This window comes from Streptomyces sp. ASQP_92 (assembly GCF_025399895.1).
GTDB lineage: Bacteria > Actinomycetota > Actinomycetes > Streptomycetales > Streptomycetaceae > Streptomyces.
In genome coordinates, this window is sequence record NZ_JAODUA010000001.1 from 642,427 (window position 1) to 664,406 (window position 21,980).

A 21,980-nucleotide genomic window follows, 5' to 3' on the forward strand; every position below is an offset into this window, starting at 1 on the left:
CTTCTCGCGCAGTTCCTCGCGCCCCCAAGCCCTCCGTCTGCGGACCGTGCCCGCTTCTCGCGCAGTTCCCCGCGCCCCTGGCAGTGCTGGTGCTGGCCTGCGTGGGGGCATTTCAGCCTGTCCGGCGTTTGAGGACGAGCGCCGTTCAGGCGCGATACGGGGTCTGGGGCGGAGCCCCAAGAGCCCCGGTTTCGGCTGCGGGCCGTGGTCGCGTCTCGCGCAGTTCCTCGCGCCCCTGGCAGTGCTGGTGCTGGCCTGCATGGAGGCATTTCAGCCTGTCCGGCGTTTGAGGACGAGCGGCAGGGGGGTGGGGGCGGAGTCCACCGTGCGGGCGCGCACTCGGGTCAGGGCTTGCGTAGGGACACCACCGCGCAGGTCACCGCCATCGGCAGCTCCACCGCCACCGCCAGCGTCAGCGCCGTCGCGAGCTCCCCGCCGGGAGACGCCGTCGTCACGTCGAACCAGGCGTCCACCACCAGGATCGCCGCGGTCGCCGCGGCGACCTGCGCGGCCCGCGGGTCGTTCCGCCCCAGCAGCACACCCGTACCGGTCAGACCCACCGCGAGCAGCGCGTCCAGACCCACCCACGCCGTCGACCAGTTGGACACCTCCGTGGTCGCCGGCAGCGTCTTGGCCAACACCACCATCCACGGCACCAGCGCCACCCCGGCGCCCGTGAGCACCGTCGCGAGACGCGGCCGGCGGCGCGCCCACGCCCAAGTACCCGCAACAGCACGGGAGTTACGGCGCGTACGGATCTGCGGGGCGACGAGAGTCATGGCGGCGGGCGCTCCTTCCGGCCCGGCGGTCCCTCCGCCCGAGCACAGCCCCAACACTCGCCCGCCGAGCCGCCCCGGTCAGTAGCGCGGCTGTCCGAACCCGGGGTGGTGCTGGCTATACCCCCGCCCGGGCAGCAGCATGATGGCAGCGCTCTGACCAGCCCAACTACGCTGTGCCCATGGCAACTCCCGGCCCGCTGCGGCGCGCATACGACTGGACCGCGGCACACACGCCGTGGTCGGCGTGGGCCTGGCGCAACACCGCCCTCGTAGCGGCGTCCATACCGGTCGCGGTCCCCGCCGTCCTCGCGCTCACCTACACGGTCGCCGAGCCCGGGCACCTCTTCAAAGCACTCGGCTCCGTCCTCCTGCTGCGCCCCCTGCTCACCGCCCTGCAACGCGGCCGCCTGTGGTCACTGGCCGGACGGGACATCCCGAAGATCCACTGGCCCCACCCCTGGTACCACCCCCACGGCGTCATCCGCCGGCTGCGCGCCGAGTCGACCTGGCGCCAGTACGGCTACCACCTGCTCGTCTCCCCGCTCACGGCGCTCGGCGGCGCCCTCGTCACCCTCGGCTGGGTCACCGGAGCCGCCTTCGCGTCCGTCTTCACCTGGGTATGGGCGCTGCCCCTCAGACTCCGGCCCACCGGCTGGACCGAGGACTACGTCGCCTTCACCGTCCTCGGCGCCCTGCTCCTGATCGCCACGCCCTGGCTCGCCGCCCTCGTCGCCCGGCTCGACACCCACGCGGCGATCATCCTGCTCGGCCCCAACCGGGCCAAGGAACTCGAACGCCGCGTCGAGGACCTCGCCGAGAGCCGCGCCGACATCCTCGACGCCGCCGACCTGGAACGCCGCCGCATCGAACGGGACCTGCACGACGGCGCCCAACAGCGCCTCGTCTCCCTCGCCATGAACCTCGGCATCGCCCGCGCCACCCTCACCGACCTGCCGCCCGAAGCCCGCGCCGTCATCGACGAAGCCCACCGCGAGGCCAAGGAAGCCATCGAGGAACTCAGCAACCTCGTACGAGGACTCCACCCGGCCGTCCTGGAGGACCGCGGCCTGGACGCCGCCATCTCCGGCATCGCCGCCCGCGCCACCTTCCCCGTCGAACTCACCGTGGACATGCCCCAACGCCCCACCCCCACGGTCGAGGCCGTCGCCTACTTCGTCGTGTCCGAAACCCTCGCCAACGTCGCCAAGCACGCCCGGGCGACCCGCTGTTCCGTCCAGGTCCGCCGCCGCGCCCAGCTCCTGACGATCACCGTCAGCGACAACGGCGTCGGCGGCGCCGACCCGGCGGGCGGCACCGGACTGCTGGGCCTGCGCAAGCGCGTAGGGTCGGTCGACGGAACCATCAGGATCAACAGCCCCCACGGGGGCCCGACCGTCATCACTGTGGAGCTGCCGTGCGGGCTGTGATCGCCGAAGATTCCGTGCTGTTGCGCATCGGACTCGTCAAAGTCCTCGAAATGGCCGGGTTCGACGTCGCCGCCGAGGCCGGAGACGCCGACAGCCTGCTCAAGGCCGTCGAGGACCACCGCCCCACCCTCGCCCTCGTCGACGTCCGGATGCCCCCCGGCTTCACCGACGAAGGCGTCCGCGCCGCCCTGATGATCCGTCAACAGTGGCCCGGTACAGCTGTGTTGCTGCTCTCCCAGTACGTGGAGGAACGGTACGCGGCCGACCTGCTGGCCACCCAGACCGGCGGCATCGGCTACCTCCTCAAGCAACGGGTCGCCGACGTCGAGGAGTTCATCGACGCCCTCAAGCGCGTCGCGGCCGGCGGCACCGCACTCGACCCCCAGGTCGTCGCCCAACTGCTGCTCCGCCGCGGCGGCGGCCCCGACCCGCTGGAACGGCTCACCCCCCGCGAACGCGAAGTCCTCGCCCTGATGGCCGAGGGCCGCTCCAACGCCGGAATCGCCGCCGAACTCGTCGTCAGCGAAAGCGCGGTCGCCAAACACATCAACAACATCTTCGCCAAACTCGACCTGCCCGTCGCCGACGGCGACCACCGCCGCGTCCTCGCCGTCCTGCGCTTCCTGAACGGCGGACCGGCATGAGCACCACCGAGCAGCACCAGACGCCCACCCGAGGGGCCGGCGCCCCACCGGCAGGAGCCTCAGCGACCGGCGACACCGCCACCGGCGGACGCCCGCGCCACCGCACCGCCTGGATCGTCGTCGCCTTCCTCGGCGCCCTGCTCGTCGTGGCACCCTCCCTCTACTGGACGCTCGCCGACTCCGTCAGCCAGACCGCCCGCTACGAAAGTCCCGACAACGGCCACGCCCACCCCGTCTCCGCCGTCGAAGTGGACGCCGGGAGCGCACGGATCACCGTGAAGGCCAGCGCCGCCGACCACGTCACCCTCAACGGCAGACTCACCTGGGCGGTGAAACGGCCCAGCGTCGAACGCACCTGGGACGGCGACACCCTCAAGCTGCGCACCCGGTGCGTCGGCTTCGTGGACCAGGTCTTCGGCAACTGCCAGGTCGACCTCGACCTGGCCATCCCCGCGACGACCCGCCTCACGGTGCGCAGCGGCTCGGGCGAAACCGTGATCCGCGACCTGAGCGCGCCGGTCGACATCCGGAGCGGCTCCGGCTCCATCAAGCTGACAGGACTCGCGGGCACCGTCTCGGCCAAAACCGGCTCCGGAGAACTCCGGACATCCCAACTCACCTCCCCATACGTCACCTTGAACACCGGATCCGGATCCCTGGACGCCACCTTCTCGGCCGCGCCCCGCCAGGTGACGGCCCGCACCGGATCGGGCTCCGTCACGGTCACCGTGCCCGAAGGCACCCGCTACCGGGTGAGCGGCAGCTCGGGCTCGGGCAGCCGCGACATCCAGGACGAACTCCTCGACAACAACTCCGACCGGCTCCTGAAGCTCTCCACCGGCTCCGGCTCCGTGAACGTCGGCTACCCGGGCTTCTGACCCGGCCCCCGAACCCCTCCTAGCGCTTCAGCCCGTTCAGCAACAGATCCGCCACCGCGCCGAAATCGTCCCGGATCGACGGGCGCGACCACTCCGCCGCATACACCGGATCGTGGAAGCGGCCCGTCGCGTCGAACACCGCCCGCGCCGAGACGGCAGCCGTGTCCGGCACCGCGAACTCACCCCGCTCCACACCGACTTGAATGATCGCGGCGAGCTGACCCACCAGCTCCCCGATGTGCTCCTCCACGACCCGGCTGTTCTCCCGGAGCAGCACCTCATACGTCCGGAACAACTCCGGATCGTCGCCCGCCTTGGCCATCTTCGCCAGGAACAACTCGCTCAGCCACAGACGCAGCACAACGGCCGACTCCAGATCCCGGCGCGACGCGATGTCGCGCAGCAGATCCGTCGAACGGTTCAGCCACCGCTCGGTGACCGCCTCACGCAGCGCCGCCTTCGTACGGAAATGGCGGTAGACACTGCCATGGCTCACCCCGAGCTGACGCGCGACATCGACGACCGTGGCCTTCGCCGGGCCGTGGCGGCGCAGCACCTCCTCGGTCGCGACGAGGATGCGCTCGGCGGTCAGTGGTTCCGTACTCATGGCCATGACGTTACCTGCCGCTCGAAAGGCCCCGCGGGGCCTGTGGACAACACCGGTGAACGGCTTGTCCACAGGTCACCTCCGCGGGCCGGACACCGCGCTCGACGGGCTCACCGCTCACTGTCCAGATGGGCCATCTGAGCCTGCGGGTAGCGGTCGCCCGCGGCCGCGCCGGCCGGAACGGCCGCCTCGATCGCCGCGAGATCGGCCGCACCGAGCTCCACCTCCAGCGCGCCGAGCGCCTCCGCCAGCCGGTCCCGGCGACGCGCGCCCACCAGCGGCACGATGTCCGCGCCATGGCGCGGCCCCTGCGCCAGCACCCACGCGATGGCGGTCTGCGCCACCGAGACGCCCTTGTCCTCGGCGACCTTGCGCAGCGCCTCGACGAGATCGAGGTTGTGCTGGAGGTTCTCACCCTGGAAGCGCGGGCTCATCCCCCGGAAGTCGCCCGCCGCCAACTGCCTCTCGCGCGAGAAGTGCCCGCTGATCAGACCCCGCGAGAGCACCCCGTACGCGGTGACGCCGATGCCCAGCTCGCTCGCCGTCGGCAGGATCTCGTCCTCGATGCCGCGCGAGATCAGCGAATACTCGATCTGCAGATCGCAGATGGGTGCCACGGCGGCCGCCCGGCGCAGCGTGTCCGCCCCCACCTCGGACAGACCGATGTGGCGTACGTGACCGGCCTGGACCAGCTCGGCGATGGCGCCGACGGTCTCCTCGACGGGCACATCGGGGTCGAGCCGGGCGATCCGGTACACGTCGATGTGGTCGACACCGAGCCGCTGGAGCGAGTAGGCGGCGAAGTTCCGGACCGCGGCGGGCCGCCCGTCATACCCGGACCAGCCGCCGTCCGGGTCCCGGAGGGCGCCGAACTTCACGCTGGTCAGCGCCCGTTCCCGGGCCGCGGCGGGGGCGGAGCGCAGCGCCTCGCCGATCAGCATCTCGTTGTGGCCCATCGCGTAGAAGTCACCGGTGTCCAGCAGGGTCACGCCGGCGTCCAGTGCGGCATGGATGGTGGCGATCGACTCGTCCCGGTCGGCTTCGCCGTACAGCGCGGACATGCCCATGCAGCCGAGGCCGAGCGCGGAGGTGCGGGGGCCGGTGGCGCCGAGGGTGAGGGTGCGCATGGGGGGCTCCTTGGGGGTGGGGAGTGGAGGGGGTGGTTCCTCTCCACCATGACATGACAGGTGACAGATTTCAATATCTGTCACCTGTCACCTGATACCCGTCACCCCTGCTCTCACCCGCGCCTGCTCTCACCCGCGCTCCAACCCCACTCCGACCCCCGCCCTCACCCCCACCGCCGTCCCCCATCGGCAATAACTGGTACGCCCCACCCCCTCGCGCCCGGTACCGTCGCCCTCATGGCTAAGAGTCGTAACAACCTGCTCGGTGTCGGTGGACAGCGCAAGAAGGTGTCCGGCAACGGAGACCAGGGCTCGGTCCAGGGGAGTGCGGCCGACCGGAAGGCGGCCGTGGACAAGAAGGAGGAGCTGCTGCGCAAGATGCGCGAGCGCGCCAACCCCGTGGTGACGGAGTCGAACGAGAGCTGACCCGCAGCGCCCGGCGAGTGCGGGGCGCACAACGGCGAAGGGCCCGGAACGTGACAGACGTTCCGGGCCCTTCGCCGTCGGGGCGCACCCGGTCACCGCATGACGCGCGGCAGTCGCAGACTCAGCAGCACCGTCACCACGATCAGGCCGAGCTGGACGAGCAGCGTCACCACGAGCGCGTCGCGCATGCCGAGGGAGGAGGCCAGCGCGAGGAAGAGCGTGCCCAGGGTGGCGATGCCGAGGGCGAGCGCGGACTGCTGGGTGGTGACCACCACGCCGCCGCCCACACCGGCCCGGTCGGCAGGCATGTCGGAGAGCATCAGGCGGATGAGGACCGGGAGTTGGAGACCCTGGCCGAGGCCGGCGATCGCCACACCCGGCGCGAGTTCGGCGACACCCAGGCCCGGCCAGCCCTGCCACACGGTCAGCGTGAGCAGCGCGATGCCCACGGCCTGGATCACTCCGCCCGCCGTCACCACGCGGGTGCCGAACCGGCCGATGAGCCGGGGCCCGGCGAGCGAGGCGGCGAAGAAGGCGAGCGCCATCGGCACCAGGGCGAGGCCGGCCGCGACCGGGCCCAGCCGCAGGCCCTGCTGGAGCACCACGGCGACCACGAACATGAAGCCGCTGAAGCCGATCGAGAACGGCACCACCATCACCAGACCGCGCCGCAGCGAGGGCAGGTCCAGCAGGCTCGGCGGAACCAGCGGGGTCCGCCCGAGCCGGTCCGCGCGCCGCTCCACCTGGCAGAACGCGAGGGCCGCGAACGGGAAGACGCCGAGCGAGATCCAGGTCCACAGCGGCCAGCCCGCGGCCCGGCCCTCGGTCAGCGGCAGCAGCAGCGAGAGCAGCGAGAGCGCCAGGAGCAGGGTGCCCGCCACGTCGATGGTGGCCGGCCGGTCCGAGCGGGTCTCGGGCACCGTACGGGCCGCGAGGAACAGTCCGACGACGGCGACCGGCACGTTCACCAGGAACACCGAGCGCCAGCCGGACCCGAACACGTCCGCCGCGACCAGGACACCGCCGAGGATCTGCCCGGCGACCATCGACAGGCCCGCGGTGGCCCCGTACAGGCTCATGGCCTTGGCGCGGCGCGGGCCCTGGGTGGTGGCCTGGATGGTGGCCAGGACCTGCGGCAGCATCAGCGCGGACGCGGCACCCTGTGCCACCCGCGCGCCGACCAGGGTCCAGGCGCTGGGGGCGAGTCCGCAGGCCAGCGAGGTGACGCCGAAGGCCGCCATGCCGATCAGGAAGAGCCTGCGCCGCCCGGCCATGTCGCCGAGGCGGCCCCCCAGCACGAGCAGGACGGCGTAGGCGACGCCGTATCCGGCGACCACCAGTTCCAGCAGGGCCGGGCCCGCCTTGAGGTCGCTGTCCATGGCCGGCAGGGCGACATTGACGATGAAGAAGTCGATCAGAGGAAGGGCCGCGCCCAGCAGCACCGTGAAGAGACCGAGCGGCCCGATGACCGCCCCATGGTGGGTGACCGGGGCAGCAAGGGAGGAGGGGGAGGGGTGGGAGGTCGTCCGTACCGTTGTTTCACTCACGGACAAGACCATCCTCCGATCCTGAGCCTGGTACCAGAGTCTCCTTATCCTGGTACCAGCACTACCCGGAAACCCGCTGACAACGGCGGCCGGGTGCGGCACCCTGAGATCATGAGCACTGTGGCCCCGGCAAGCGATGTCCGCCGTCATGAGCTGGCCGAATTCCTGCGCAGCCGCCGCGAGCGCATCACCCCCGAGCAGGTCGGCCTGCCCCCCGGCCGGCGCCGGCGCACCCCGGGGCTGCGCCGCGAGGAGGTCGCCCAGCTCTCCGCCGTCGGGGTCACCTGGTACACCTGGCTGGAGCAGGCCCGCGACATCCAGGTCTCCCCGCAGGTCCTGGACGCCCTCGCGCGGGCCCTGCTGCTCGACCCCAGCGAGCGCAGCCACCTCTTCGCGCTGGCCGGCTCCCTCGACCCGGCGCCCAACACGCCGTGCCCGAGCGTGACCCCGGCGCTGCGCGCGATGCTGGACCAGCTCGGCCCGATCCCGGCCTGCGTGCAGAACAGCCGGTACGACATCCTCGCCTACAACGCCACCTACGGGCGGCTGCTGTGCGACCTCGACAAGCTCGCGCCCGAGGACCGCAACTGCCTGTGGCTGACCTTCACCGACCCCGACTGGCGGGCCTCGGTGGTGGATCTCGCCGAGATGAACCGGGTGATGGCCGCCAAGTTCCGCGCCTCGATGGCCGAGCATCTGACCGAGCCGGCCTGGAAGGCGCTGCTGGCGCGCCTGGAGGGCGCTTCGGCGGAGTTCCGCGAGGTGTGGGCCCGGCACGAGGTGGTGGGCCAGGGCGGCAAGGTGAAGTATCTGCGCAACCCCCACGTCGGGCTGCTGTGCGTCGAGCACACCAATCTGTGGCTCGGCCCCTCGGCGGGCCCGCGCCTGGTGATGTACGTGCCCGCGGACGACGAGACCCGCGAGCGCCTGGAGCGGCTGCGGGCGCTCGCGGAGTCCGGTCAGGCGTTGGCGTCGGCCGGGGTCTGAACGGCGGGCGCCTCCAGGCTCCGGGCGGTCCGCCGGGCCGACTCGCGCGCCCAGCGCCCGCTGGTCGCGAGGCCCACGCCCAGCACGCTCACACCGCAGCCCGTGATGATCCACCAGGCGGGCCGCGCCGCGTCGGGGAAGTGCTCGGCGTACGCGCCGGAGGCCACGCCCGCCATGCCGCCCGCGAGCACCGCGCCGATCACGGCGACCCCCAGGGTCTGGCCGATCTGGCGGCTGGTGGAGGCGACGGCCGCGGCCACGCCCGCCTGGGAGCGGGGCATCCCGGAGACCGCGGTGTTGGTGATGGGCGCGTTCACCATGCCGAAGCCCAGCCCGAACAGGACGTACCCGGTGAAGAGCAGCGCCGTGGTGCGCTCCGCGTCGAAGGCGGCGAACAGCAGCCCGCTCGCGGCCATCGCGACCCCCGCGACCAGCAGCGACAGGCGCGGCCCCCGGCTGCCGACGAGGCGTCCGGACAGGGGCGCGCACACGAAGGTGAGCGCGGCCATCGGCAGCATGTAGAGCCCCGCGTTCAAGGCGCTCAGTCCGCGGGCGTTCTGGAGGTAGAGGGTGTTGAGGAACAGGAAGCCGCTGAGCGCGGAGAAGGCGGCGACCGCGATGACGGTGGCGCCGCTGAACGGGGCGCTGCGGAAGAAGCGCAGGTCGATGAGGGGTTCGGCGCGCCGGGGCTCGTACACCAGGAGGGTCGCGAGCGAGGCGACGGCGATCGCGGCGAAGGCCAGGATCTGCGGCGAGTCCCAGCCCGCGCTGGGCACTTCGATGATCGCGTACGTCAGCGAGCCGAGCAGCGCGATGATCAGGAGCTGGCCGGCCGGGTCGGGGCGGCGGGGCTTGGGGGCGCGGGACTCGGGGATGTAGCGCCAGGTCAGGACGAGGGCGAGCAGGCCGACGGGCAGGTTGAGCCAGAAGATGGAGCGCCAGCCGACCGATTCGACGAGCACCCCGCCGATGATGGGCCCCGCGGCCATCGAGATGCCGACGACGCCGCCCCAGACGCCGATGGCGCGGGCCCGTTCGCGGGGGTCGGTGAAGGTGTTGGTGATGATCGACATCGCGACGGGGTTGAGCATCGAGCCGCCGACCGCCTGCACCATCCGGAAGGCCACGAGCGATTCCAGGTTGGGCGCGAGCGAGCAGAGCACGGACCCGATCGTGAACACGATCAGGCCCGCCTTGAAGACCTTGCGGCGGCCGATGCGGTCGGCCGTCGAGCCCGACAGCATCAGCAGGGAGGCCAGGACCAGGGTGTAGGCGTCGATGGTCCACTGCATTCCGGAGACCCCGGCATGGAGCTCCTTCTGCATGGAGGGGAGGGCGACGTTGAGGACGGTGTTGTCGAGGCTGACGATCAGAAGACTCATGCAGCAGATCGCCAGGATCAGCATCCGTCGACGGTGATTCGGCTCGGACATGGCTTCGATAGTACGCCTAACTAATGACTCCCCGGGGGTGGGGCACACATGGGTGACAATGAACAGATGACCACGCTCTCCATCGGCCCGCACACCGTGCAGCCGCCCGTGGTGCTCGCACCCATGGCCGGCATCACCAACGCTCCGTTCCGCACCCTGTGCCGCGAGTTCAGCGGCGGCAAGGGCCTGTTCGTCAGCGAGATGATCACCACGCGGGCGCTGGTCGAGCGCAACGAGAAGACCATGCAGCTCATCCACTTCGACGAGACCGAGACCCCGCGCTCGATCCAGCTCTACGGAGTGGACCCGGTCACGGTCGGCAAGGCCGTCCGCATGATCGTGGACGAGAACCTCGCCGACCACATCGACCTCAACTTCGGCTGCCCGGTGCCCAAGGTGACCCGCAAGGGCGGCGGCTCGGCCCTGCCCTACAAGCGGCCGCTGCTGCGCGCGATCCTGCACGAGGCCGTCACCGGCGCGGGCGACCTGCCGGTCACCATGAAGATGCGCAAGGGCATCGACGACGACCACATCACCTATCTCGACGCCGGCCGGATCGCCGTCGAGGAAGGCGTCACGGCCATCGCCCTGCACGGCCGCACCGCCGCCCAGCACTACGGCGGCACCGCCGACTGGGACGCCATCGCCCGCCTCAAGGAGCACGTCCCGGAGATCCCCGTGCTCGGCAACGGCGACATCTGGTCCGCCGAGGACGCCCTGCACATGGTCAAGGAGACCGGCTGCGACGGCGTCGTCGTCGGCCGCGGCTGCCTCGGGCGGCCCTGGCTCTTCGGCGACCTGGTGGCCGCCTTCGAGGGCACCGACTCCTTCGCGCGCCCCACGCTGCGCACGGTCTCCGAGGTGATGCTGCGACACGCGACGCTGCTGGGTGAGTGGATCGGCGACGAGACGCGCGGTGTGATCGACTTCCGCAAGCACGTCGCCTGGTACCTGAAGGGGTTCGCGGTCGGTTCCGAGATGCGCAAGTCCCTCGCGGTCACCTCGTCGCTGGCCGAACTGGGCGCTCAGTTGAGCGAGCTCGACCTCGACCAGTCCTGGCCCGAGGGCGCCGACGGCCCGCGCGGCAGAACGTCCGGAAACAACCGGGTCGTCCTGCCCGACGGCTGGCTGAAGGACCCCTATGACTGCTCCGGCCTCAGCATGGAAGCCGAGCTGGACACCTCCGGCGGCTGATCCACGACGGTCCGGACCGGCCCGGACCGGTCCAAAGAGCGGTCCGAAGGCTGGAATTCCGCTCGACTGAGCGCGTGATTCTCGCCACCCCTGATAGGGGTTGCGCTCAGATGAGCGCTTTTCGCGTGGCTGCATCTCTGAAAGGGGTGGCACTCAGTGCCACCCCTTAGGTGTTCAACTAGTGAACTCGAATGGCGCTCGTAACGCTCACATGAGCGGATATCGGGCCAGTCAACCCGCACTGCGTTCAAGTGATGAAGGAATGCCAGGGCGGGCCTTTACGCGCCAGTCACTTTCGATCCGGGGGCGGACGAGTGGTTACGACCCCGTGACGCGCAAGTGGACGTACCCAGACACCTTCGATCTGGGTATGTTCCTCGCCGTCAGGGCAGCCACCGCGGATTCGAGGAGTCGAGACCCGTGTCGGAAGACAAAGACCTCCAGCACACCCAGAAGTTCGTCTACGACTTCACCGAGGGGAACAGGGACCTCAAGGACCTCCTCGGCGGAAAGGGCGCGAACCTCGCCGAGATGACCAACCTCGGTCTCCCGGTCCCCCCCGGGTTCACGATCACCACCGAGGCGTGCAAGGTCTACCTCGACAGCGGTGACGAACCCGCCGAGCTGCGCGACGAGGTCAGCGCACACCTCGACACCCTCGAGCAGACGATGGGCAAGAAGCTCGGCCAGGCCGACGACCCGCTGCTGGTCTCCGTCCGCTCCGGCGCCAAGTTCTCCATGCCCGGCATGATGGACACCGTCCTCAACATCGGCCTCTCCGACAAGTCGGTGACCGGCCTCGCCAAGCAGTCCGGCGACGAACGCTTCGCCTGGGACTCCTACCGGCGCCTGATCCAGATGTTCGGCAAGACCGTCCTCGGCGTCGACGGAGAGCTCTTCGAGGAGGCCCTCGAGGACGCCAAGGCCGCCAAGAAGGTCGCCGTCGACACCGACCTCGACGCGAGCGACCTGAAGAAGCTCGTCAAGCAGTTCAAGAAGATCGTCAAGACCGAGGCCGGCCGCGACTTCCCGCAGGACCCGCGCGAGCAGATGGACCTCGCGATCTGCTCGGTCTTCGAATCCTGGAACACCGACCGCGCCAAGCTCTACCGCCGCCAGGAGCGCATCCCCGGCGACCTCGGCACCGCCGTCAACATCTGCTCCATGGTGTTCGGCAACCTCGGCCCCGACTCCGGCACCGGCGTCGCCTTCACCCGCGACCCCGCCTCCGGCCACCAGGGCGTCTACGGCGACTACCTCCAGAACGCGCAGGGCGAGGACGTCGTCGCCGGCATCCGCAACACCGTGCCGCTCGCCGACCTGGAGTCGATCGACAAGAAGTCGTACGACCAGCTCATGGGCATCATGGAGACCCTGGAGAACCACTACAAGGATCTCTGCGACATCGAGTTCACCATCGAGCGCGGCCAGCTGTGGATGCTCCAGACCCGGGTCGGCAAGCGCACCGCCGGTGCCGCCTTCCGCATCGCCACCCAGCTCGTGGACCAGGGCCTCATCGACGAGGCCGAGGCGCTCCAGCGCGTCAACGGCGCCCAGCTCGCCCAGCTGATGTTCCCCCGCTTCGACGAGGCGGCCAAGAGCGACCTCATCGGGCGCGGCATCGCCGCCTCGCCCGGCGCCGCCGTCGGCAAGGCCGTCTTCGACTCGTACACCGCCGTCAAGTGGTCGCGCTCCGGCGAGAAGGTCATCCTGATCCGCCGCGAGACCAACCCCGACGACCTCGACGGCATGATCGCCTCCGAGGGCATCCTGACCTCGCGCGGCGGCAAGACCTCACACGCCGCCGTCGTCGCCCGCGGCATGGGCAAGACCTGTGTCTGCGGCGCCGAGGAGCTGGAGGTCGACACCAAGCGCCGCCGCATGACGACCCAGGCCGGCACCGTCATCGAAGAGGGCGACGTCGTCTCCATCGACGGCTCCACCGGCAAGGTCTACCTGGGCGAGGTACCGGTCGTGCCGTCCCCGGTCGTCGAGTACTTCGAGGGCCGCATGCACGCGGGCGCCGACGACGCCGACGAACTCGTCGCCGCCGTGCACCGCGTCATGGCGTACGCGGACCGCGTACGCCGCCTGCGCGTACGCGCCAACGCCGACAACGCCGAGGACGCCCTGCGGGCCCGCCGCTTCGGCGCCCAGGGCATCGGCCTGTGCCGCACCGAGCACATGTTCCTCGGCGAGCGGCGCGAAATGGTCGAGCGGCTCATCCTCGCCGACACCGACGACGAGCGCGAAGGGGCACTCAGTGCCCTGCTGCCGCTCCAGAAGAAGGACTTCGTCGAGCTGTTCGAGGCGATGGACGGACTCCCCGTCACCGTCCGCCTGCTGGACCCGCCGCTGCACGAGTTCCTGCCCGACATCACCGAGTTGTCGGTCCGCGTCGCCCTCGCCGAGTCCCGCAAGGACGCCAACGAGAACGACCTGCGCCTGCTCCAGGCCGTCCACAAGCTGCACGAGCAGAACCCCATGCTCGGCCTGCGCGGCGTACGCCTGGGCCTGGTCATCCCCGGCCTGTTCGCCATGCAGGTACGGGCGATCGCCGAGGCGGCCGCCGAACGCAAGAACGCCAAGGGCGACCCCCGCGCCGAGATCATGATCCCGCTGGTCGGCACCGTCCAGGAACTCGAGATCGTCCGCGAGGAGGCCGACACCGTCATCGCCGAGGTCGAGGCCGCCACCGGCACCGAACTCAAGCTGACCATCGGCACCATGATCGAACTGCCCCGCGCCGCCCTGACGGCCGGCCAGATCGCCGAAGCCGCCCAGTTCTTCAGCTTCGGCACCAACGACCTCACCCAGACCGTGTGGGGCTTCTCCCGCGACGACGTCGAGGCCAGCTTCTTCACCGCGTACCTGGAGAAGGGCATCTTCGGCGTCTCCCCCTTCGAGACCATCGACAAGGACGGCGTCGGCTCCCTCGTGCGCTCCGCCGTCGAAGCCGGCCGCGCCACCCGCCCCGACCTCAAGCTCGGCGTCTGCGGCGAGCACGGCGGCGACCCCGAGTCGGTGCACTTCTTCCACGAGGTGGGCCTCGACTACGTGTCCTGCTCGCCGTTCCGCATCCCCGTCGCCCGCCTCGAAGCGGGCCGCGCGGCAGCCGAGTCGAAGGGCAGCGACTCCCGCTGAGACCCCGGAGCCGCCGCCGGGTCCCCGACCCTCACCACCGATCCGGCGGCGGCTCCGGAACACCAAGAAGGGGCAGCAACCCTGTGCGGGGGTGGCTGCCCCTTTTGCCTTCCCGCCGCCGTCCCGGCCCCGTAAGCGTTTGCCGAGGGCGTCCCCACTACACCACCCAGGTGTGCGGCCGCCTAATTCCTGTTGAATGGCGGACATTTAACGGGGTGGTGGCCGGAAATGCAGAGTGCGGTTCACGGATCCCCACCCGTGAACCGCACTCTGTCAACCGCGTCGAGCACGGAGCCGCCACCTACGCCCACCGCCGCCAGACACTGTGAAGCCCCCCACGGTCTTCGCAGAATCTTTCCGGTCGGCCCGGTGTCGTGCCCGACGAGGTACAGCCTTTCGTCCCCGGCACCCCTTCCGCGAGGCCTTTCAACTGTGGCTGAAAGGCCCGTGGTCACGGGCAGTGACGGGCGGCATACTCAGTCGAGTCGATCGGGGGATCAATTGCGGGTGCAACACGAGGCAACAGGTTGCACCACAGCGGACAGGTGGGGTTTCGGTGCTGCGCATTCATTTCACCGGCGAGGATCTGGCCCGGCTCCGTATGGCGCCGGGTCCCGACACGCTGTGGGAAACGATTCTCAGCTTTCACCGTTTGAGGGACCGCAGGGGTTCCTCGGTATTCGGTGAATGGCGACAGGAAACTCGCGGCCGGCTGAGCGGAGAAACACGATTGCTCTCCGCAATCGTCCCATGCCGAGGATATTTCCCCGACTTTCTCACGCCGCCCGAGGGACCGCATTCCCTCGAAGCCGGCCTCGAACGAATTCGCGAGACCGCGCCCGAGCGGCTCGGCGCCGAACTCTCCCGGCTCCCCGGCGGCCGGCCCACCACCGGCTGGGCCGCCTCCCTCGCCGACGGCTGCACCACCCAACTCGGCCGCCTCGCCGACGCGTTGAACGCCTACCACCAAGCGTCCGTCTCCCCGTACTGGGCCCACATACAGACCCGCGTCGACGCCGACCGCGCCACCCGCGGCCGCGCCTTCCTCGACGGCGGCGCCGACGAACTCCTCGCCTCACTCCCGCCCATGCTGCGCTGGCGCGCCCCCGTCCTCGAAGCCGACTACCCGGTGGACCGCGAACTCCACCTGGGCGGGCGGGGGTTGCTCCTCCAGCCCTCGTTCTTCTGCCGCCGCACCCCCGTCGCCCTCCAGGACCCGACCCTGCCCCCGGTCCTCGTCTACCCCGTCACCCACACCCAGGCCCCCTACGAATCCCCGCCGGGCCCCGACCGCGGCGCCTCACTCGGCCGACTCGTCGGACACACCCGCTCCAGCGTGCTCCAGTCCATCGGCAACGGCTGCACCACCAGCGAACTCGCCCGCAGGGCAGGCGTGTCCCTCGCCTCCGCCAGCCAGCACGCCGGAGTCCTGCGCGACGCCGGCCTCCTCGTCACGCTCCGGCACGGCAACTCCGTCCTGCACACCCTCACCCCACTCGGCTCCGCCCTGCTGTGCGGCGGCACCCCCCGCGTCCCGAGGCCGCGTCAGTCGTCGATCCCCGAGCGCTCCACGCCCGCCACGATGTAGCGCTGGAGCAGCAGGAAGACCAGGACCAGCGGGACGATGGAGACGGCCGCCGCCACGAACAGCTCGTGCAGGTTCACCACTTGGGCGGTGGTGAACGTCGAGAGCGCCACCTGTACCGTCCAGGCGTCCCGGTCCTGGCCGATGACCAGCGGCCACAGAAAGGAATTCCAGGCGCCGATGAACACAATCGTGCCGACCGCCGCGAAGACCGGACGCGCATTGGGCACGACGATCCTCCAGTACGTACGCCAATATCCAAGTCCGTCGACGCGCGCCGCATCCTCCAACTCTCGTGGAAATCCCGTGAAGAACTGGCGGAAGACGAAGCACGCGAACCCGGAGAACAGGGTGGGCACGATCAGCCCGCGCAAGCTCGACACCCACCCGAGGGACGAAACAAGAACGAAACTTGGTACGAACGTGACCGCCGAAGGAACCATCAACGTGCCGATCACCGCGTAGAAGACCTGGTTGGCGAACCGGTACGGGATGCGCGCCAGGCCGTACCCGGCGAGCGAGGCCAACAGCAGCGTCCCAAGCGTCGTGGCGACGGCGATGAGCGCCGAGTTGAGCAGCGAGCGCGCCATCGGCACCGCCGGGTCGGCGAAGAGCTCGGCCACGTTCGACCAGTGCAGGGTGGACGGGAAGAACGTCCAGCCGGGCGAGGTGATGTCCGGCTCGGCCGACAGGCCGTTGCGCACCAGCAGGTAGAACGGGACCAGGAAGAGCAGCGCGAGGGCGGCCAGGATCACCAGCCGCAGCGCGCGCCCGACCCGCAGCAGCGACTCCTCGGGCCGGCTCCCGGCGGGCCTCTTGCCGCCACCGCCGCCGGTGGCACGGGGCACGGTCATCAGTCGGCCTCCTTCCCGCCCAGACCGAACCAGCGGGCCTGGAACACCGTCACCACCGCGATGATCAACGCGAGGATCACCGCGCCCGCGCTGCCCATCCCCAGGTTCTGCCCCTGGCCGAGGGCGGTGTAGTAGAGATAGACCAGCGGCGGCCGGGCGTAGGGCGGATAGCCGCGGGCGTCCGAGAGCAGGTTGTAGAACTCGTCGAACGCCTGGAACGCGTTGATCACCAAAAGCAGCACCACCGCGACCGAGGTGGTCCGAAGCTGGGGGAAGGTGATGTGCCGGAACACCTGCCAGCCGGGCCGGGCACCGTCCACGGCCGCCGCCTCGTACAGACGCGGACTGATCCGCTGGAGCCCCGCCAGGAAGAGGATCATGTAGAACCCGGCCTGGAGCCACAGCCGTACGGTCACGATGACCAGCCAGTACCAGGGCGGATGGGTCGTCGACAGCCAGGCCGTCTGATCGGCGCCGAACCAGCCCAGCACGGTGTTCGCCAGGCCGAACCGCACCCCGTTGAAGATCGACAACTTCCAGATCAGCGCGGCGACGACGTACGAGCACGCCGCGGGCAGGAAGAAGACCGAGCGGAAGAACGCCTGGAAGCGGCGGAGCCGGTTCACCATGAGCGCGAGGGCGAGCGCGAGCGCGTAGGTCGCCGGAACAATGAACAGCGAGAACACCGCGAACGTGCCCAGACTGGAGGTGAACGCGCCGTCGCGCAGCATCGCCGTGTAATTGCCGAAGCCCACGAAGTCGGTGGGGGAGACCGTGTTGTGGGCGTCGAAGAAGCTGAGGTAGACACTCCAGAGGAGCGGGACGTAGGTGAAGAGGGCGAGGCCGGCGGCGAAGGGGCCGACGAAGATCCAGAACCAGAGGGTGTTGTCCGAAATCCGTCGTCGCACGTTTGTCAGCGCCTCCCTGTCATCCGTCATCCGTCGTCCGACGCCGGTCATCCCGCGACCACCGCCCCCCAACCACCCCACCCTCAGCGCCTCTTCACCCGCTGAAGCTCCTCGTTCGTCTTGCGGACGACCGCCTTCAGCTCGCCATCAGGGTTGGCCCCGTCCTTGATGATCCGGTTCAGCGCGTCCTGGTAGGCGGTCTGGAGCACCGGCGTCCACAGCAGCGGCTGGGCGTACCCGTGGTCCGTCGCATACGCCACCGCGTCCGCCGCCGCGCCCTCGCGCAGCTTGGCCGCCTTCTTGGCGAGCGAGAGCCGGGCCGGGATGTGGAAACCATAGGAGAGCGCGAAGTCCGTCTGGAAATCGGCCTGTTCCACCCACAGCCACTTCACATACTCCTTCGCCTCCGCCTGGTGCTTCGAGCGGGTGGACACCGCGGCCGCGTACGCCCCGACCGGCACCGACGGCTTCCCGGCCGGCCCGTCCTTGGGGAACGGCAGCACCCCGAAATCGTCGCCGAGCGCCTTGTGCACGGCGGGCAGCGCCCACAGCCCGGACCATTGCATCGCGGTGAGGCCCTGGATGAACGCCGAGGGGTCCGACCAGTCCGAGGGGGCGCCGAGCAGCAGCGACTTGTCGGCGTACAGCCGGTGCAGCTTGCCGAGGGTGCGCGCGGCGGCCGGGTCGTCGAAGCCGGCCCTGCCGTCGGCGCCGACCAGGCTGAGCCCGGCCGCGTACAGGGGCGTACCGCCGAGGACACCGGCCCCGCCGTCGTTGCCGAGGAAGAGGCCCTTGACCGTGTTCCGGGTCAACGCCCTTGCTGCGTCGAGGAGTTGGTCGAGCGTGGTCGGCGGCTGGACGCCGGCCTGGGCCAGCAGGCTCTTGCGGTAGAAGAGGAACTGGGTATCGACGACCTGGGGGATGCCCCAGATCCTGCCGTCGTAGGTCTTGGGGGCGAGGACGGCGGGGTTGAAGTCGTCCTTCACCCCGTCGAGCAGCGCGGTGAGATCGGCGACCTGGCCCCCCTGGATCTGGTCCAGGGTCGGCCCGTTGACCTCGAAGACGTCCGGCCCCGACGAGGTGAGCAGCGCGGCGGCGGTCTGCTGGTCATAGGCACCGGGCCGCCACTGCACGGCGACCTTCGCCCGGCCGTACGCGGCCGCGTAGCGGCGCACCGCGGCCTCCGTCCCGGCCTCCCCGTACTGGTGGTACCAGTGGTCGAGGGCGACCTTCCCGTCCGCAGAACCTCCCTTGTCCCGGCCCGAGTTGGAGCCACAGGCGGTGAGCAGGCCGAGTGCGGCCCCGGTGCCGAGCAGTGTCCGGCGGCTGATCGTCATGGCGTACGCCCCCTGTTCGTCATTCCGCTGTACGGCTCAACGATCAACCATGCAGGGGGATTACGACAGGGGTATTGCGCCGGTGTGTCGACCGGGCCGGGCGCGGCCGGACTGCGCCCTGGGCCCCGGCCCGGGGCCGGACGGGGGCACTCTGCCGCCGTCGAAAAAATAATCGCGGTGCGGCGATGAGTTTTCGTGGGGGCCGCCGTCTACCCCTACGTAAGCGACACCACAGCCCACGAGGGAGCACGACATGCCCACCATGATCTTCGTCAATCTGCCGGTCAAGGACCTGGACCGCTCGAAGGACTTCTTCGGCAAGCTGGGCTACTCCTTCAACCCCCAGTTCACCGACGAGAACGCGGGGTGCCTGGTCATCAGCGAGACGATCTACGCCATGCTCCTGACCGAGCCGTTCTTCAAGGGCTTCACGAGCCGCCAGATCGCCGACACCGCGACCACCGTCGAGTCGATCGTCTGCCTGAGCGCGGACAGCCGCGAGGAGGTGGACCGCCTGGTCGACACCGCCCTCGCCTCCGGCGGCTCGCCCGCCCAGGACACGATGGAGCAGGGCCCCATGTACGGCCGCTCGTTCCTGGACCCCGACGGCCACCACTGGGAGGTCATGTACATGGACCCGGCCGCCGTCGCCGCCTGAGCCGAACCTGGGGCCGGAGCCCTCAGGGCAGGTCGTACGTCACCGAGGTGAGCCGCTCCGAGGCCTCCCAGAGCCGCTCACCCGCGACGTCGTTCAGCGTCCACTTCGCCCGCCAGGACCTGGCGGGCGCGCCGCGCCACATCATCAGGGACGGGCCCGTGAACGAGTCGGGCCCCACCCCCGGCGCGGTCGCCGCGTACAGCGTGGGCAGCGCGCCGTCCTCGGCGGGCTGCGCCAGGACACGGTTGCCGAGGGCGACCACCCGCTCGGCTCGCCTGCGGCCCTCCATGCGCACGCCCTGCGTCTGGAGGTTGGTCGCGGCATAGCCGGGGTGCGCCGCCGCCGCGACGACGTCCGAGCCGGCCGCTCGCAGCCGGCGCGCGAACTCGTGGATGAACAACAGGTTCGCCGTCTTGGACCGCCCGTAGGCCACCCAACGGCGGTAACCCCGCTCGCTGTTGAGATCACGAAGGTCGATGTTGGCCAGCGCGTGCATCCCGCTGGACACGCTCACCACCCGCGCGGCCCCGGCCGCCCGCAGCCGCGGCAGCAGCAGCCCGGTGAGCGCGAAGTGGCCGAGGTGGTTGACGCCGAACTGTGTCTCGAACCCGTCGGCCGTCCTGCCGTAGGGGAGTGCCATCACGCCCGCGTTGTTGATGAGCAGATCGAGCCGCTCGTACGGAAACGTCGCCGCGAAGTCCCGGACCGAGGACAGATCGGCGAGGTCGAGCCGCCGGAACTCGGCCTCGGCACCCGGGACTTCGTCCCTGACGCGCGCCTCGGCCTGCCGTCCGCGCGCTTCGCTGCGGCAGGCGAGCACCACGCGCGCGCCCCTGCGAGCCAGCTCCCGGGCCGCGACCAGGCCGATGCCGCTGTTCGCCCCGGTGACGACCGCCGTGCGGCCGCCCTGGTCGGGTATGTCCTGAGCACTCCACCCCTGTGTCATGCTCCCACCGTACCGGTCGGTATGCCGAGTGGGCAGGGCGTGGCGGGAGGGGCACCCCGGAGGGTCAGGCGGAGGCGCCGCCGTCGATGACGAAATCCGTACCGACGACCGAGGCGGCGTCGTCGGAGGCCAGGTACAGCACGGCCGCGGCGGCTTCCGCGGTGGTCGAGACCCGGCCGAGCGGCTGGTTCTCCTTCATCCGGGCCGCCCGATCCGCCTCGCTCTCGCCGGGGCGCAGCGACATGGTGGTGTCGAGGGGGCCCGGGCTCACCGCGTTGATCCGCACCCCGTCCCGAATGTGGTCGAGCGCGGCGCCCCTGGTGAGCGCGCTGACGGCGGCCTTGGACGCGGCGTACGCGGCAAGCCCCGGGCGCCTGCTGTGGGCGCCCAGGTTGGAGGCGATGTTGACGATGGCGCCGCCGGACGGCTGGGTGCGCATCCGGGCGATCTCGGCCTGGAGGGCATGGAATACGCCGGTGACGTTGACGGATATCAATGTCTGCCAGTCGTCCTCCGACAGCTCGACGAGGGGCGTGCCACCGCGGAAGACGCCGGCGTTGTTGACCGCGACATCGAGGGAGCCGTACCGCTCGGCCACTCCGGCCACCAGGGCGCGTACGGCCGGGGGGCTGGAGACATCGGCGACGAACGCGGCCGCCGTGCCACCCGCCCGCGTGATCAGTGCGGCCGTCTCGTCGAGGGACGCGGCCGTACGGCCGGCGACGGCGACCCGGGCCCCCTCGGCGGCGAAGGCGAGGGCCACGGCACGGCCGAGGCCGGAGCCGGCGCCGGTGACGAGAACGGTCTTGTGCGCGAAACGGGCCTGCATGGGGGCCTGCATATTCTTGACCAATCGTTCTGTTATGAGGACGTGCGAGTGATCCCGCCGTCCGCTGATGGCAGGTGTCAGTCGAGGATGGTCAGAATCTGTTCGGTGGCATCCCGTACGCGGCGCGGCTCATCGGACGCCTTGCCGACGACCCGTACCCCCTGGAGGAAGACGAGCAGCATCCGGGCGAGCCCGCGCGGATCGCGGCCGGGTGCCAGCTCGCCCTGTGCCTGCGCCCGCACGAGCGCCGAGTGCAGCAGCGTCTCCAGGTGCTCCCAGCCGCGCTCGACCCGCCGGGCCGCGGCGCTGTCGTGCGGGCCCAGCTCGGCCGCGGTGTTGGTGAGGAAGCAGCCGGCCGCGCGGGATCCGCTCGCCGTCGACTCGGCGGCGAAGCGCCGCACCACGCCGCGCACGGCGGGCAGTGCGGCGCCGGGGCCCGAAAGCTCGGTCAGCAGCCGGGGGTCGTGGTGCTCGCTGTAGCGGTCGAGCGCCTTGAGGTACAGCTCGTGCTTGTTGCCGAACGTCGCGTAGATGCTGGCGCGGCCGATGCCGAGGTGGTCGACGAGGTCCGCCATCGACGTCGCCTCGTAGCCGCGCCGCCAGAACAGCTCCAGGGCCGACTGAAGTGCGGCGTCCGGGTCGAATTCCTTGGTCCTGGCCACACCGGAAC

Annotated in this window: 20 protein-coding genes; 9 read left to right on the plus strand and 11 right to left on the minus strand. The window is 70.5% G+C overall.

Features of this window, described 5'->3' with window-relative positions:
- Positions 1 to 344 precede the first annotated feature (344 nt).
- Positions 345 to 779, minus strand: a complete 435-nt coding sequence (locus N4G70_RS02755) for a hypothetical protein (protein WP_261710736.1) — start codon at positions 777 to 779, stop codon at positions 345 to 347.
- Positions 780 to 958: 179 nt separating this feature from the next.
- On the opposite strand from N4G70_RS02755, the gene N4G70_RS02760 reads away from it, so the two are divergent.
- Genes N4G70_RS02760 through N4G70_RS02770 form a run of 3 tightly spaced genes read left to right on the plus strand, consistent with a single transcriptional unit; the run spans position 959 to position 3,728 of the window.
- On the plus strand, positions 959 to 2,206 hold the full coding sequence (locus N4G70_RS02760; RefSeq protein WP_261710737.1) for a sensor histidine kinase: 1,248 nt from the start codon (positions 959 to 961) through the stop codon (positions 2,204 to 2,206).
- The gene (locus tag N4G70_RS02765) at positions 2,194 to 2,850 is read left to right on the plus strand and encodes a response regulator transcription factor (RefSeq protein ID WP_261710738.1); all 657 of its coding nucleotides are present in this window, start codon (positions 2,194 to 2,196) and stop codon (positions 2,848 to 2,850) included. Before N4G70_RS02760 ends, N4G70_RS02765 begins: the two co-directional genes overlap by 13 nt.
- Positions 2,847 to 3,728: a DUF4097 domain-containing protein gene (locus N4G70_RS02770; RefSeq protein WP_261710739.1), complete on the plus strand. Its 882-nt coding sequence runs from the start codon at positions 2,847 to 2,849 to the stop codon at positions 3,726 to 3,728. The genes N4G70_RS02765 and N4G70_RS02770 overlap by 4 nt, the downstream gene beginning before the upstream one ends.
- Before the next feature lie 19 nt (positions 3,729 to 3,747).
- On the opposite strand, the gene N4G70_RS02775 is transcribed toward N4G70_RS02770, so the two are convergent.
- Positions 3,748 to 4,341, minus strand: a complete 594-nt coding sequence (locus N4G70_RS02775) for a TetR/AcrR family transcriptional regulator (protein ID WP_261710740.1) — start codon at positions 4,339 to 4,341, stop codon at positions 3,748 to 3,750.
- A 104-nt stretch (positions 4,342 to 4,445) separates the two neighbouring features.
- Positions 4,446 to 5,462 carry an aldo/keto reductase gene (locus tag N4G70_RS02780; protein ID WP_261710741.1) on the minus strand — a complete coding sequence of 339 codons (1,017 nt, stop codon included), beginning with the start codon at positions 5,460 to 5,462 and terminating at the stop codon, positions 4,446 to 4,448.
- Between the two features lie 237 nt (positions 5,463 to 5,699).
- Between N4G70_RS02780 and N4G70_RS02785 the strand changes: the two genes are divergently transcribed.
- Complete coding sequence (locus N4G70_RS02785; RefSeq protein ID WP_261710742.1) at positions 5,700 to 5,888, plus strand: DUF6243 family protein; 189 nt, start codon at positions 5,700 to 5,702, stop codon at positions 5,886 to 5,888.
- A gap of 92 nt (positions 5,889 to 5,980) precedes the next feature.
- Here N4G70_RS02785 and N4G70_RS02790 read toward each other — a convergent pair whose 3' ends face one another.
- Positions 5,981 to 7,447 carry an MFS transporter gene (locus N4G70_RS02790; protein ID WP_261710743.1) on the minus strand — a complete coding sequence of 489 codons (1,467 nt, stop codon included), beginning with the start codon at positions 7,445 to 7,447 and terminating at the stop codon, positions 5,981 to 5,983.
- Between the two features lie 99 nt (positions 7,448 to 7,546).
- On the opposite strand from N4G70_RS02790, the gene N4G70_RS02795 reads away from it, so the two are divergent.
- The gene (locus N4G70_RS02795) at positions 7,547 to 8,422 is read left to right on the plus strand and encodes a helix-turn-helix domain-containing protein (RefSeq protein ID WP_261710744.1); all 876 of its coding nucleotides are present in this window, start codon (positions 7,547 to 7,549) and stop codon (positions 8,420 to 8,422) included.
- On the opposite strand, the gene N4G70_RS02800 is transcribed toward N4G70_RS02795, so the two are convergent.
- A complete protein-coding gene (locus tag N4G70_RS02800; RefSeq protein WP_261710745.1) occupies positions 8,395 to 9,855 on the minus strand; it encodes an MFS transporter in 1,461 nt (486 codons plus the stop codon). The genes N4G70_RS02795 and N4G70_RS02800 overlap by 28 nt on opposite strands.
- Before the next feature lie 48 nt (positions 9,856 to 9,903).
- Here N4G70_RS02800 and dusB point away from each other — a divergent pair, with 48 nt between their 5' ends.
- From dusB to N4G70_RS02815, 3 genes are all read left to right on the plus strand, one after another.
- Positions 9,904 to 11,049, plus strand: a complete 1,146-nt coding sequence (gene dusB / locus N4G70_RS02805) for a tRNA dihydrouridine synthase DusB (protein WP_261710746.1) — start codon at positions 9,904 to 9,906, stop codon at positions 11,047 to 11,049.
- Between the two features lie 420 nt (positions 11,050 to 11,469).
- Positions 11,470 to 14,193: a pyruvate, phosphate dikinase gene (gene ppdK, locus N4G70_RS02810; protein WP_261710747.1), complete on the plus strand. Its 2,724-nt coding sequence runs from the start codon at positions 11,470 to 11,472 to the stop codon at positions 14,191 to 14,193.
- 556 nt (positions 14,194 to 14,749) lie between these two features.
- Complete coding sequence (locus N4G70_RS02815) at positions 14,750 to 15,781, plus strand: helix-turn-helix transcriptional regulator (RefSeq protein WP_261710748.1); 1,032 nt, start codon at positions 14,750 to 14,752, stop codon at positions 15,779 to 15,781.
- Here N4G70_RS02815 and N4G70_RS02820 read toward each other — a convergent pair.
- Genes N4G70_RS02820 through N4G70_RS02830 form a run of 3 tightly spaced genes read right to left on the minus strand, consistent with a single transcriptional unit; the run spans position 15,739 to position 18,877 of the window.
- A complete protein-coding gene (locus N4G70_RS02820; RefSeq protein ID WP_261710749.1) occupies positions 15,739 to 16,632 on the minus strand; it encodes a carbohydrate ABC transporter permease in 894 nt (297 codons plus the stop codon). The genes N4G70_RS02815 and N4G70_RS02820 overlap by 43 nt on opposite strands.
- Positions 16,632 to 17,570: a carbohydrate ABC transporter permease gene (locus N4G70_RS02825; protein WP_261710750.1), complete on the minus strand. Its 939-nt coding sequence runs from the start codon at positions 17,568 to 17,570 to the stop codon at positions 16,632 to 16,634. Before N4G70_RS02825 ends, N4G70_RS02820 begins: the two co-directional genes overlap by 1 nt.
- A gap of 53 nt (positions 17,571 to 17,623) precedes the next feature.
- Positions 17,624 to 18,877, minus strand: coding sequence for an ABC transporter substrate-binding protein (locus N4G70_RS02830; protein WP_261710751.1), 1,254 nt, complete (start codon positions 18,875 to 18,877; stop codon positions 17,624 to 17,626).
- Positions 18,878 to 19,130: 253 nt separating this feature from the next.
- Here N4G70_RS02830 and N4G70_RS02835 point away from each other — a divergent pair, with 253 nt between their 5' ends.
- Positions 19,131 to 19,535 (plus strand): VOC family protein, encoded by a 405-nt coding sequence (locus N4G70_RS02835; RefSeq protein WP_261710752.1) that lies wholly within the window; start codon positions 19,131 to 19,133, stop codon positions 19,533 to 19,535.
- 22 nt (positions 19,536 to 19,557) lie between these two features.
- Here the strand turns inward: N4G70_RS02835 and N4G70_RS02840 are convergent, their stop codons facing one another.
- The 3 genes from N4G70_RS02840 to N4G70_RS02850 all read right to left on the minus strand — a co-directional run bounded on the left by N4G70_RS02840 (position 19,558) and on the right by N4G70_RS02850 (position 21,972).
- Positions 19,558 to 20,481: an oxidoreductase gene (locus tag N4G70_RS02840; RefSeq protein ID WP_261710753.1), complete on the minus strand. Its 924-nt coding sequence runs from the start codon at positions 20,479 to 20,481 to the stop codon at positions 19,558 to 19,560.
- Positions 20,482 to 20,545: 64 nt separating this feature from the next.
- A complete protein-coding gene (locus N4G70_RS02845) occupies positions 20,546 to 21,310 on the minus strand; it encodes an SDR family NAD(P)-dependent oxidoreductase (RefSeq protein ID WP_261710754.1) in 765 nt (254 codons plus the stop codon).
- Positions 21,311 to 21,387: 77 nt separating this feature from the next.
- On the minus strand, positions 21,388 to 21,972 hold the full coding sequence (locus tag N4G70_RS02850) for a TetR/AcrR family transcriptional regulator (RefSeq protein ID WP_261710755.1): 585 nt from the start codon (positions 21,970 to 21,972) through the stop codon (positions 21,388 to 21,390).
- Between the last annotated feature and the right edge of the window lie 8 nt (positions 21,973 to 21,980).

What these genes read in the sequence shown, in the direction of transcription:
- N4G70_RS02830 (WP_261710751.1), bottom strand. Translation starts at nt 18,877, where the DNA reads ATGACGATCAGCCGCCGGACACTGCTCGGCACCGGGGCCGCACTCGGC.
- N4G70_RS02785 (WP_261710742.1), top strand. Translation starts at nt 5,700, where the DNA reads ATGGCTAAGAGTCGTAACAACCTGCTCGGTGTCGGTGGACAGCGCAAG.
- N4G70_RS02825 (WP_261710750.1), bottom strand. Translation starts at nt 17,570, where the DNA reads ATGACGGATGACAGGGAGGCGCTGACAAACGTGCGACGACGGATTTCG.
- N4G70_RS02770 (WP_261710739.1), top strand. Translation starts at nt 2,847, where the DNA reads ATGAGCACCACCGAGCAGCACCAGACGCCCACCCGAGGGGCCGGCGCC.
- dusB (WP_261710746.1), top strand. Translation starts at nt 9,904, where the DNA reads ATGGGTGACAATGAACAGATGACCACGCTCTCCATCGGCCCGCACACC.
- N4G70_RS02840 (WP_261710753.1), bottom strand. Translation starts at nt 20,481, where the DNA reads ATGACACAGGGGTGGAGTGCTCAGGACATACCCGACCAGGGCGGCCGC.
- N4G70_RS02835 (WP_261710752.1), top strand. Translation starts at nt 19,131, where the DNA reads ATGCCCACCATGATCTTCGTCAATCTGCCGGTCAAGGACCTGGACCGC.
- N4G70_RS02845 (WP_261710754.1), bottom strand. Translation starts at nt 21,310, where the DNA reads ATGCAGGCCCGTTTCGCGCACAAGACCGTTCTCGTCACCGGCGCCGGC.
- N4G70_RS02795 (WP_261710744.1), top strand. Translation starts at nt 7,547, where the DNA reads ATGAGCACTGTGGCCCCGGCAAGCGATGTCCGCCGTCATGAGCTGGCC.
- N4G70_RS02790 (WP_261710743.1), bottom strand. Translation starts at nt 7,447, where the DNA reads ATGGTCTTGTCCGTGAGTGAAACAACGGTACGGACGACCTCCCACCCC.
- N4G70_RS02780 (WP_261710741.1), bottom strand. Translation starts at nt 5,462, where the DNA reads ATGCGCACCCTCACCCTCGGCGCCACCGGCCCCCGCACCTCCGCGCTC.
- N4G70_RS02820 (WP_261710749.1), bottom strand. Translation starts at nt 16,632, where the DNA reads ATGACCGTGCCCCGTGCCACCGGCGGCGGTGGCGGCAAGAGGCCCGCC.
- N4G70_RS02755 (WP_261710736.1), bottom strand. Translation starts at nt 779, where the DNA reads ATGACTCTCGTCGCCCCGCAGATCCGTACGCGCCGTAACTCCCGTGCT.
- N4G70_RS02760 (WP_261710737.1), top strand. Translation starts at nt 959, where the DNA reads ATGGCAACTCCCGGCCCGCTGCGGCGCGCATACGACTGGACCGCGGCA.
- N4G70_RS02800 (WP_261710745.1), bottom strand. Translation starts at nt 9,855, where the DNA reads ATGTCCGAGCCGAATCACCGTCGACGGATGCTGATCCTGGCGATCTGC.
- N4G70_RS02775 (WP_261710740.1), bottom strand. Translation starts at nt 4,341, where the DNA reads ATGGCCATGAGTACGGAACCACTGACCGCCGAGCGCATCCTCGTCGCG.